Below are 11,529 nucleotides of genomic sequence, written 5' to 3'. Positions count from 1 at the left end.
ACGCAAACCGGGGAATATAATTCCCCGGTTTTGCAAAAACAACACTTATTTATTAAAAACTAAAAAACGCTATCTCGAGCCGGTATAAGTCCAGGTCTCGTCAAAGAAAGATCTGTCAGCACCAGCCTGTACCATGATGTATTTCACTTTTAAGCTTACTGGAGTTGTTCCATCGGCAGACATGGTGAATTTATTTTCTCCGGTTGCATCTAATCTTGCCGAACGTCCGTTTGCAGATGGCTGTCCATAATAGTTCACCGCACTAGTAATGATATTGGTAGTAGGGTCAATGGTGAATAAAGGACTGAAGCTACCATAATAACTTGTGCCGGTACCACTGGCAATCGTATGACCATAAGAACCTCCGTTAGCATTGTCGTCATAAACAGCCACAGAATTTGTACCCTGTGTTACGAATTTCAATGTTCTTGGATAAGATCCTGATAGGGTGGTGCTAGTATTGTCAAGCATACTTCCTGTTACCGTATACACACCATCCCATTTGTTTTTCAGGGTGATGATAGAAATTAACAGGCCGAAATTACCGCTCACTGTAAAACCGCCGCCATCAACAATCGAAATTGGTAAGGCATAGGTTTTAGTAGGATCGAGATTAATGGTGTTAATCTTAATCGGGAATTTAACCTTATTGGTTCCTTTAGGTATGGTTATTTTATTCGATGTCAGTGTGTATCCGTTTGCAGGTAACTGCGAATAAGTAGTGCTGTTTACCTGGTTGAATTTGGTTACCGCAGCTGTATCTACAGCCAGGGTTACTACCACATCTTGTGAAGGTGCGTTAGGCGCAGCATAATTTACCCATACAAAATAATCTGAAGGTGTAGTACCAACAGTGAAAGATGCTGCTATTGAGTTTCCACCTCCGTTACCTGCAGATGAACCGATAGGTAATTCAATAACAGGTTTATTCTGGGTGAAATCTGGCTGCGTATTGTCTTTAAGACAAGAAGCAAGGCAGCTGATCAAGGCCATACCTGAAATAAAGGTATATAAAGATATTTTTTTCATTATAATATATTTATTTTAATGGTTATGAAGCTATCATCAGCTTATTGATCACGATTTGTAAGCGGTAGGCTGATGATGGTTTCAATTGAATGTATTTGCTTTTAAGACTCTTGTTCATGTAAGGTTAGTTTACATCCCAGAAAATCCTGGAAGTAAACTGGCTGATCGTTCCCTGTGCTAGTACATTGTCCGGGTTATAGTTATACTCGCTTTGCGGATAAAGTAAACGCACCGGTATTTTACGTACTGTAGCAGCTGGGTTATTAGATATAGGTACATCGGCTGGAATGTTCAGTCTTCTGTAATCCGACCATGCTTCAATATCATTGATTCCGTTCATGGCTGCCCATTTCTGCGTCATGATAAAAGTAATTTTATCTGTAGTCGCTAAATCCCAGCTGCTGATCGGGCTTGCGGTTAGATAATCTGCCGCACTTCCTGCACCTAAATAAGTAAAGTTCTGTTGTACTGCCGATTCATATAAACCACGTGCATCTGCAGTAATGAAATTACGCTGAGCCGCTTCTGCCTGTAAGAACAAACCTTCAAAGTCAGTTAACAGGTATTGTGTCTGCGCTGCTGACTGTAATAATCCTACTCCGATTTGCGATTTAAATTGAGGACTGTCATCAGTTGTTGCAGTTGGTCCGAAAGGACTGCCTGAATAACCTGTTCCCGCACCATCATTGATCGTAGTATATAATTGTCCTAACCTCGGATCGCTATTGCCCTGGTAAAAGTTAAGTCCGTAGGTGCTGGCGATAAAATAACGGTGATTATCTGTTGGTGCAGTTTTTCCAACCGGAGAGTAACCGAAAGTACCATAGAATGGATTCTGTTTTCCCGCTGAGTTATTATAACCAGGGTTAACCCCTGCGCCTTCATTAGCGGCCATATAACCCATGCCATTGGCAGTGATCTTTGCAATTTCGCTCTGAATGTAAGCCTGTCTTCCTGATATTTCAGACTGACGTAATAAAATACGCAGTTTTAAAGTATTGGCAAACCTGGCCCATTTGGCAGCGTCTCCAGCATACATGATATCATAAGCTGCATCTGCACTTGCTACTTTTCCAACATTACTTTTAAATATGTTAGCTGCAGTATCCAACTTTTTTGCAAGATCCTCATAGATATCCTGTGCCTTATCATAACTAGGTCTAATCGCCGCAGTTGATTTTAAAGCCTGGCTATAAGGTACGTTTCCATAAATATCAACCAGATTTTGAAAATCATAAACTTTCATGGTTTTAGCTACGGCCAGATAGAATTGATTATTCAAAATTACGCCTTGTTTTTCTACATAATCATAGTCTTCCAGGTTGTCGTATAAACTTGCCCATATACTTCCAACGGGGCCATAGTTTGTTGTAAACTGATAACTGCGTTCTTCAGCAAAAGCTGCAACAGCACCACTAAAATCCCAGTAGCCGATCCATGCGGCAGCAAATTGATAAAAGTTTGAAGATCCTGTCGTACTGGTGGCAGTAGTGTTTAGCGCATTGGTTAATACCAGTCCCGGAGTTACAGATGTTGGGTTATTCGGGCTGGTATTGATATTAAGATAGTCTTTCTTACATGCGCCTAATAAAAGGGTGGATGCAAGGCAAAGTGCTGTTAAAGTATTTTTCATCTTCGTGTGCATAATTATAGAGTGATAGAAGCTGTAAAACCATAAATACGTGTTGCAGGAGTTTGGTTCAGATTGTTTGAACCCTGTGCATTATCAGTAGTTGCATTAAATTCAGGATCTGAGTATACACTGTCTTTTGGTCTGAACATTAATAAATTACGTCCTACCAATGCGAAATTTGCACGTTTGATGAATTTAGTGCGTTGTAAATATTTCGCAGGGATTTCATAACCTAAAGACAGCTCGCGCAATTTCCAGAACGCTGCACTGGTTACATAATTTTGCATTACACCATAACGGGTAGTTGAGCCGGCCCAGTAATCAATTCCTCCTGAATTGGTGGTGATATTGGTATTGGGAACAAAAACTCCCGGTGAAGTTTGAATCACAGAATTAGGGTAAACAAAACGTTCACGTCCATTTGTTGCTGATCCGTAGCTGATACCGGAGAAATCCATTGTACTACCTGCACCGCTGTAAACTACACTTCCGCTGCGGTATTCCATCGTACCTGATAAAGTGAAATTACGGTAGTTTACACTGGTACTCAAACCAAGAATGTTCTTTGGTGTAGTTTGTCCGAAATCAATATTAGTAGAGCTCAATAAAGGATAACCCGTAGTAGGATCTACAATAGTTCTTCCCTGAGGGTCTTTCTGGAATCCGTTACCCATCAATTGAGGGTAAGACTGACCTGTTACGATATAGTTATTATTTCCAATGCTCAGGTTAGGTAAGCCCTGATAAAGAGAGGTAGCTTTATTGTTGTTGAAAGAGTAGTTAACACCTAAATTCCAGGTCACTCCACGGCCATCTTTACTTACGATTGGCGTACCTCTCATAGACAATTCAAAACCATAGTTTTTACCTGATCCACTATTAATTACTGCATTGGTAAAACCTGTCGCATTTGAAATGTTTATCCCAGTAGTGATCTCCTGATCTTTAGTAGTTTCCCAATAAGCAGAAGATTCCAGTGATAGTCTGTTATGGAAAAAACCCAGATCCAGTCCGATTTCATTCGACAAAGTTTGTTCCGGTTTTAAATTCGGATCATAAACAACGTTACCTACACTATAACCAGCTGTACTTCCATAAGGAAAACCACCGCCTACGCCAAATGTTGATGCCAACTGGTAAGGATTGAACTGTACCGCATAAACTTTGGCTGATCCTGCCCGGATTTTACCATAAGACAGAACGTCATTGTCTTTAAGGGATTTAAATGCTTCAGTAAAGATGAATGAAACATCCGCTGATGGATAGAAGAAAGAGCGGTTAGCTTCAGATAATCTTGAATCCCAATCGTTACGTCCTGATGCATGGAAGAATAAATAATCTTTATAGCCTAAGGTTAAGTCTCCAAAAGCACCAAGGCGTCTGTATTTCGAATTGTTTTCAGTTACGTTTGCATCACCAGAACGGTAACTGATATTGTAAAAATCAGGAATTACCAGGAAATTTGTTCCAGCATCCAGGTTTCTGGTAGATTGCTGAATGGTTTGTGCACCAGCAACAAGATTTACACTGATATTATTGAATTTCTTTTTAAAAGTAGCCAAAAAATTTCCTTCTTCACGGCTGTTGAAATTAGAATAATCATCTTCAGTTCCAGGTCTGTTTTGTGGGTTAGCAATTGCTTTACCGCTTGCAGTGGCAAAATCAGAATAACTGATTGCCTGACCAATATTTTTGCCGTTTATAGTGTAGGTAGTTATACCACCTCTAACCGTAAGATTTAACCATGGTGTTACATCGTAAGATGCCGCAAGACTTCCTAAGAAATCATCCCTGCGTTGTGTATTGCGTGATTGCTGCAATGCATAATAAGGGTTTAAACCATAATCGTTAAAATAGTTATTTAGGTTTCCATAAGTAGAATTAACATCGCTATACTGCGTTAATGGAATGTTTGCAGGTGTATTGATGATATTATTGAAAACCTGATAATTAGACTTGTCTATATTTTTTTGTGTATAATCTAAAGTATAATCAACTTTAAGTTTGTTAAAGTTATGTGATCCATTAAATCGGGCTGCTGTACGATTAGCATTGTCACCAGGTACATACCCTTTGTTATTTAACCGTTGAACGTTAATGTAAGTAGATCCTTTAGCATTACCTGTACTCAATGTCAGGTCATTCTGCTCATCGATACCTGTTCTGAAGAAATTCTCTTTTTCATTTGACTGATTAGAATAAGGAACCATCTGAATACTTCCGTCAGGAAGCGTTCTGCCGATAGGGCGAAGGCTGCCATCAAAGCGGTCACCGAAGTTCTGGTTTTCTATAGGGGTATATTGCGGAAATCCGTAAATGTCCTGTCCTGATCCGCCACCAAACTGCGTTTGCATTTTTGGAAAATAAGCCAAAACGTCAAGCTGTGTAGTGTTAGTGTATGTAATATCCATTACATCTTTAGTTCCTTTTTTAGTGGTAATGATCATTACACCGTTCGAAGCCTCAGAACCATATAAGGCAGCAGCGTTTGCACCCTTTAGAATATTTACACTTTCAACATCATTAGGATTGATAGAGTTCAGGTAAGTCAGAGGAACAACTACTCCATCCAATACCAGTAAAGCTTGGTTGTTTCCTACGAAGGATCTGTTTCCACGAAGTACAACCCTTACCTGATCACCAGCGTCAATCTGGTTATTGGTCTGTACAATCTGTAAACCTGCAACTTTACCGGATAAACCTGCTGCAAGATTGGTAGGTCTGCTTTGGGTAAGCTCTTTTGCATTCACCTGCTGTGTAGAGTATCCCAGTTCTTTAGAGGCACGTTTGATACCTAGTGCAGTTACTACTACTTCACCCAACTGAGCTGCATCTTCCACCAGTACTGCATTTAATACTGTTTTTGAAGCGATTGGAATTTCCTTACTCGTATAACCAATATAGGCAAAAACCAAAGTTCCATTAGCGTCAGGCACTTTTAGCGCGTACTTTCCGCCACCATCTGTAGTGGTTCCCAGTTTAGTACCTTTAACAAATACGCTTACACCTGGTAAAGGGTCTCCTGTATTGCTGGTTACTGTTCCGGAAACTACAATTTGCTGTTCTGCTTCTTCTCTTGTTGAAGGAGGAGTAGGCAGCATATCTAATACTACATCACCATTAATTACTTCATAATGGATATTGTGTTTAGTCAGGATGCTGTTTAAAACAGTCCTCAGACTCTCTTTTTCTGCATCTATAGTGATGAGCTGGTTAGCATCAATGAAATTCTTACTGTATACAAATTTCAGTGAGGTCATTGATGATACCTTCTTCAGTACAGATTCCAGGCTGGTGCTCTTCACTGAAAGGTTAATATACCGGTCAAGTACAACGTTCTGCGCTGTAGTATCACTGGCATAAGAAACGCCAGTAATTGCGAGAGCAATAGCTAACTGACTTAATGTGACTTTCATAATTTTAAATAAGCCAATGCGTTCTTGTAAAAATAAATTCATAAATTGGATCGTTTCTTTTGAAATAATGAGACAATAGATTCCCTGTAGGACGGCCAAGACGTTCTATTACAATAGGGATGATTTTTTAAGGATGGGAGTGTTCGTAGCACTTCTATCCCTTTTTTCCGTGAAATTTGCTGGATGTATTTATTTCTTCATATGGATGATTTTGGTTAATTGGTTGATAAAGCTTGTTTAATTGTGGTTCTTAATATGATTGTATTATCATTTCTTGCATAAGTGGTATGTACTGATTTAGAAATCAGTATTAGAATATCTGCCAGGTTTTTATCTGTAAAGTCGGCCGTTAGCTGATACTGACCTAATTTTTCACCTTCAACATCTATTTTAACATGGTAATATTTGCTCAATTGAACCGCAACAGCATTCAGTGGCGTATTTTCAAAGGAAAGATTAGCCTTATGCCATATCTGCATGTCTGAAACTGCAGGTATAGGCGCCTTTACTAAATGACGATCTGACTGCTGGTAAGTAACTTCTTCCTGGGGAAGCAGCATCACTTCTTCATGTGAAGTAACATCATAAGTTTTTAATCTGCCTTTTTCAGGTATGCTCACGGATACTTTTCCTGTTAATACCGATACTTTAGCATATCCGTCGGGCATTGACCGGATCCGAAAACTTGTACCCCAAACTGTGGTCAGTATTTTCCCGCTCGTGATCTGAAAAGGATGTGAATGGTCTTTAGTGACTTCAAAAAAAGCCTCACCTTCCATGCTTACTTCACGCAATTTTCCAAATTTGGTTGGATAACTTAATAAAGTATTCGGATTTAACCAAACCTTGCTGCCATCGGGCAGAATTTGCTTTGCAACGTTAGCTGTATGGTTACGGAAATTTATAATATTTATTTTGGCTATTGTATCCGGTTGATTTTTTCGATAAGAAATGTAATTATACAAACTTAGGATAAGGGCTATTGTAGCAGCTGCAGGCCATCGTAGCCTGGTGAAAATATTTTTTCTTTGGATGGTATGTGTTTTTTGAAGATCTGGTTCGATATCCTGATCCATTGCTTCCTGGATATATTGATCCAGTTTTCCTGCACGCATTAGGGATACAAAAATCTCCAGTTCATCGTCTGTTGATTTTTTATCGAGATATCTTTTAACTAATTTTTTGAGGTAGTCTTCTTCCATACGTCTGCTTGTACCTATAAAGACAATAAAAAAGGCAGGTAGGGTAGCTGATATTGAAAAAAAATTGAGTTTAATGCTTAGCTAAATTGTTTTACTAACGAAACATAGATAAAACAGCAATTATGAGGCTTAAAGAAATGCCAAATTCTTTTTTTATGGAAGAACTGAGTACTTTCATTGACTGAACCATGTGATTTTTCACTGCATTTCTGGAAATGTTGAGTGATTGAGCCACTTCTTCGTAAGTTTTTTGTTCTTCGCGGCAAAGTTTGAATATTTCTCTCGTTCTTGGGGGAAGGCTATTTAATGTTTTTTTTAAAAAAAGAAGATAGTCTTTATCCAGGATTTCGTCTTCCGTGGCATTTCTCAGACTCACAAAGCCAGAGATCAATTCACCAATAGCAGCTTCCGAACGAAAAACAACTTTTAGGCTATTTAAAGTATGGTTGCGTGCGGTAACAAAAAGATAGGCTTTAAATGATTTTACTTCGGTTAGATTTGATCTGCTTTCCCAGATCTTAATGAAAACTTCCTGGGTAAGATCTTCAGCCAGGGGGGCGGAGCTTACGTATTTGAGGATAAAAGTATACATAGAGCGGTTATAGAGTTCGTATAAACCTACGAAACCGCCTTCATCTCCTGCAATAAGCTGTTGCAAAAGGTCTCTCTCACTATTACCCCGGTTAATTGACAATTTATATTTTTCAGAAAGATAATTTTACCCTGGTTCTTACGTTCAAAACTAACGAAAAATAAAACAACGTTAAAATATAATTATCATTGTATCAGAAATTATATCAATAACCCCAAAAAAATGAAAGGTAATCAATGGATTAATGATAGATCAGTAATTAGATGGTTCCTAATTTGCTCGCTATTACAGCCAGCTGCACTAAGAACTATCAATCAAAATGGTAAGTAATTTCGGCTATTTAATTGATAGGTTTACAGGCTGTGGAACCTTTACATAATAACCACTTCCATTGTATGGCCTTTTCCTTGGATGGTCCATACAGGCTGAAGAGCAACAGCCCTGTAATTCACTCCCGCAATCATCACATTGGGTAATGTGCTCATTACATTCCGGATTGGCACAATTGATCATTTTTGCGCTCACTGTTCCACAGTTATAACATTTGGAAACTATGCTTGGATTGATAGTGTTAACATCTACAGCAATACGGTTATCAAATACATAACATTTTCCTTCAAAATCTTCTCCTCCGGCTTCTTTACCATATTTGATAATTCCTCCATGTAACTGATAGACATCATTAAAACCATGGTGCAACAATAAGGCGGAAGCTTTTTCACATTTAATGCCGCCAGTACAGTAAGTCAGTACTTTTTTATCTTTGTATTGTTCCAGTTCAGCTATTTTTTCCGGGAAATCCCTGAAATTCTCAATATCTAAGGTGATAGCGTTTTTGAACCTGCCGAGGCTATGCTCATAGTTAGAGCGTACATCAAGGATAATTACATCTTCCTGATCTATCATTTCTTTAAAGTCGGCCGGTTCAAGATGTTTACCTGTTCTTTCGTTAGGGTTGATGATGCTGGTATCCCTTAATCCCGAATGCACGATCTCCGATTTATAGCGGCAATGCATTTTGATGAAAGTTGGTTCTTCTACGTCATCGATCTTAAACTCTGTTTTTGCAAAACGTTCGTCGGCATGAATAGCGTCCATGTAAGCTGCACAGTCATCTTTTGCTCCTGAAACAGTTCCGTTAAGTCCCTCGTCGGCAACGATAATACGTCCTACAAGGTTTAAGGATTTACAAAATTTAAGATGATCGGCAGCAAATTGTTCTGCCTCTGCTATTGGACTATAGCAATAGTAAAGTAAAGTCTGGAATTTTTTCATAAAATTGATACCGCTGCAAACGGCGTTTAATAACTGCAAATTTAATAATTAATTCTAAAATTTAAGAATGATCTGTTTTTTTGAAGGGTACACGGATTGTAATTGTATAAAAAACAAGTAATACGCTACTTAATAAAAGCAATCCTGTACACTGGTGCAGTAATGCGTAATACCGGTACCTGGGATTAAAACTATTGAGCAGGGTAACTATTCCTAAAACTACCTGGATAACAACAAGGATTAATGGTAAAAGACGAAAGCGGGACAATACACGATTTAATTTCCATCCGGACGTTTTGCTATACATGATCAAGACCAGGATAAAAATCATATAGGCGATAAGCCTATGTATAAACTGTATGGTTAATAAGTAGGTGTTTGCAGATCCTGGGATAGGGTGCATTAACTCTGGTGGAATCAGATACCCATTTATATCCGGCCAGGTTGGTGCTGTCAACGCAGCATGGGAACCTGCCATTAACGCACCATAAAAGAGCTGTAGCAGGAGTAATGCAAAAGTAATACCTGCAATGTTTTTCGGGATAGGAGAACTGTCTACCGGTTTAACTATAATGCTGAGTCCAAATGCCATCCATAACGTATAACATAAGAGTATAACTGCGGCAATAAAATGTACAGCCAGTCGCAGGTCATCAACTCTTACCGCAGTATCATTTAAACCGCTTTTAACCATTAGCCATCCAATAATAGCTTGTAATAAACCCAGGCAAAATAATATACTCAGTTGAATAAACAGGTTACGTGTGAGCTTCTTTTTGATTACAAAAAAAATAAAGGGTATTAAAAATATGAATCCCAGCATTCTTGCCCAGTTCCTGTGCAGCCATTCCCAGAAAAATATGGATTGATAATCTGCCAGTATAAACTGAGAATTGATCACTTTAAATTGTGCGATCTGCTGGTACTGCTCAAAACTATGCTGCCATGCAGCTATATTCATAGGAGGAAGGAAGCCCAGCAAAGGCTGCCATTCCGTAATAGATAGTCCTGAGCCGGTTAAACGGGTAATTCCTCCCAGTATAATTTGTATGAAAATACAAAATGCACCGGTATAGAGCCATATTGCAAGCTGCCGGTTATCTTTATCCTTCATATATTACTCCGGAATCGGGTGTCTCATTTAATTCTATTCTGCAAAGATCCGGGATTTCCGGTTTGATCTTTTCCCATAACCATAAACATAGGTTTTCGCTTGTCGGATTTTCCAGTCCGGGTATGGTATTGAGTACCTGATGATCCAGGAGCATTATCCAGGGTTTAATCTTGTTTTTTATTTCTGTATAATCCATGATCCAGCCTGTATATATTCCAGGCTGTCCTGAGATAAATATTTTTGCTGTATAGGTGTGGCCGTGCATACCACCGCATTTATGGCCTTTTGGCACATTGGGCAGGTAATGCGCTGAATCGAAACGGAAGACCTTGTAAATAATCATTTGATGAATTTGTCCGCAAAGGTGTGGTTCTATGGAGATTCTATAAATGACGAATATCATTTTTAAGGAAGGTATATAGGAAATCACCTAACTTTTTATTTTACCATATGAATAACCAGAAATTTGTCTGCTAGCTGATCTAACTTCAATAATATAATTTCAATTTATAGTTAATGAGAAATTTAGTCGTATCGTTCAGCTATTATGTATTTCCGTCGGAGGAAGTTGAAGGCTTTTTCATTAATTACAATGAGTGTAGTCTAATTAGAATTAACCTTTAGATACTATTTAATAGAATACCAGCTTGATTGAGCCATTAACTTAACCCAACCGGATCTTGCTTTTAAACTTATGTCAGTATAGGACATCCACAACCCAAAAATCACAAGTGTTAGAATTAGTGTAAACCTATTTTAGTAAAATAACAAATTTAGTGTAAACTCTATTCAGTAATTAAATTTTGAAGCCTGTATAGTTACTTTAGGATTTTATACACTAGGTGTATAACTAATCCAGGATTAGCGATCATAAATGTATAGTTATATACGGACGAACAGGATTGAAACTTTGAGATGGTTTTGACTTCGGTTTGGGTTGGTAGGGTATTGGTAGGGTGTTGGTAGGGGATTGGTAGGGGGTTGGTTCGGGTAAGAGCCGAACCAACCCCCTAAAATAGCCGATTCAATGGGCTTTCAAGGCAAAGTTAAGGGTTAACCAAATATTTACAGCGTTGTATGATCAACAGTAGGAAAGATTTTGGAATGTTGTCACATCGCTTTGCCTGATCTTTTTAAATCTGTCCGGAAGTTTTTATGCTTGAAAAACAATGGGTTAGGGGTGTGATACAATTATATTGGTATTATTGTTTGGTGGAACCTATATTTTTCCTACTTTTGCATCCCGCTTCGGAGGAAGGGAAACAGTG

8 protein-coding genes are annotated in these 11,529 nt (G+C 38.5%); all 8 read right to left on the bottom strand.

What is annotated here, in order from left to right; all coding sequences use genetic code 11:
- Positions 1–69: 69 nt before the first annotated feature.
- The 8 genes from GSQ84_RS15420 to queD all read right to left on the bottom strand — a co-directional run bounded on the left by GSQ84_RS15420 (position 70) and on the right by queD (position 10,604).
- Entirely contained in the window at positions 70–1,029 is a 960-nt protein-coding gene (locus tag GSQ84_RS15420; RefSeq protein WP_158798183.1) for a DUF1735 domain-containing protein, read from the bottom strand.
- Positions 1,030–1,153: 124 nt separating this feature from the next.
- Complete coding sequence (locus GSQ84_RS15415; protein WP_158798182.1) at positions 1,154–2,662, bottom strand: SusD/RagB family nutrient-binding outer membrane lipoprotein; 1,509 nt, start codon at positions 2,660–2,662, stop codon at positions 1,154–1,156.
- A 14-nt stretch (positions 2,663–2,676) separates the two neighbouring features.
- Complete coding sequence (locus GSQ84_RS15410; RefSeq protein ID WP_158798181.1) at positions 2,677–6,078, bottom strand: SusC/RagA family TonB-linked outer membrane protein; 3,402 nt, start codon at positions 6,076–6,078, stop codon at positions 2,677–2,679.
- A 215-nt stretch (positions 6,079–6,293) separates the two neighbouring features.
- Positions 6,294–7,280 carry a FecR family protein gene (locus GSQ84_RS15405; protein WP_158798180.1) on the bottom strand — a complete coding sequence of 329 codons (987 nt, stop codon included), beginning with the start codon at positions 7,278–7,280 and terminating at the stop codon, positions 6,294–6,296.
- Between the two features lie 94 nt (positions 7,281–7,374).
- The gene (locus GSQ84_RS15400; protein WP_254070878.1) at positions 7,375–7,974 is read right to left on the bottom strand and encodes an RNA polymerase sigma factor; all 600 of its coding nucleotides are present in this window, start codon (positions 7,972–7,974) and stop codon (positions 7,375–7,377) included.
- A gap of 234 nt (positions 7,975–8,208) precedes the next feature.
- On the bottom strand, positions 8,209–9,147 hold the full coding sequence (locus tag GSQ84_RS15395) for a rhodanese-related sulfurtransferase (protein WP_158798179.1): 939 nt from the start codon (positions 9,145–9,147) through the stop codon (positions 8,209–8,211).
- A 61-nt stretch (positions 9,148–9,208) separates the two neighbouring features.
- Positions 9,209–10,261: a COX15/CtaA family protein gene (locus GSQ84_RS15390; RefSeq protein ID WP_158798178.1), complete on the bottom strand. Its 1,053-nt coding sequence runs from the start codon at positions 10,259–10,261 to the stop codon at positions 9,209–9,211.
- Entirely contained in the window at positions 10,251–10,604 is a 354-nt protein-coding gene (queD, locus tag GSQ84_RS15385; RefSeq protein WP_158798177.1) for a 6-carboxytetrahydropterin synthase QueD, read from the bottom strand. Before queD ends, GSQ84_RS15390 begins: the two co-directional genes overlap by 11 nt.
- Positions 10,605–11,529 lie beyond the last annotated feature (925 nt).

The sequence above is a fragment of the Pedobacter sp. L105 genome, from assembly GCF_009765875.1.
GTDB lineage: Bacteria > Bacteroidota > Bacteroidia > Sphingobacteriales > Sphingobacteriaceae > Pedobacter.
Note: the sequence above shows the minus strand (reverse complement) of the source record. Positions and strands in the feature narration are given on the sequence as shown.

Bases quoted from the DNA above. Each gene is read 5' to 3' on its own strand.
- GSQ84_RS15420 (WP_158798183.1), bottom strand. From the start codon at position 1,029: ATGAAAAAAATATCTTTATATACCTTTATTTCAGGTATGGCCTTGATC.
- GSQ84_RS15415 (WP_158798182.1), bottom strand. From the start codon at position 2,662: ATGAAAAATACTTTAACAGCACTTTGCCTTGCATCCACCCTTTTATTA.
- GSQ84_RS15410 (WP_158798181.1), bottom strand. From the start codon at position 6,078: ATGAAAGTCACATTAAGTCAGTTAGCTATTGCTCTCGCAATTACTGGC.
- GSQ84_RS15405 (WP_158798180.1), bottom strand. From the start codon at position 7,280: ATGGAAGAAGACTACCTCAAAAAATTAGTTAAAAGATATCTCGATAAA.
- GSQ84_RS15395 (WP_158798179.1), bottom strand. From the start codon at position 9,147: ATGAAAAAATTCCAGACTTTACTTTACTATTGCTATAGTCCAATAGCA.
- GSQ84_RS15390 (WP_158798178.1), bottom strand. From the start codon at position 10,261: ATGAAGGATAAAGATAACCGGCAGCTTGCAATATGGCTCTATACCGGT.
- queD (WP_158798177.1), bottom strand. From the start codon at position 10,604: ATGATTATTTACAAGGTCTTCCGTTTCGATTCAGCGCATTACCTGCCC.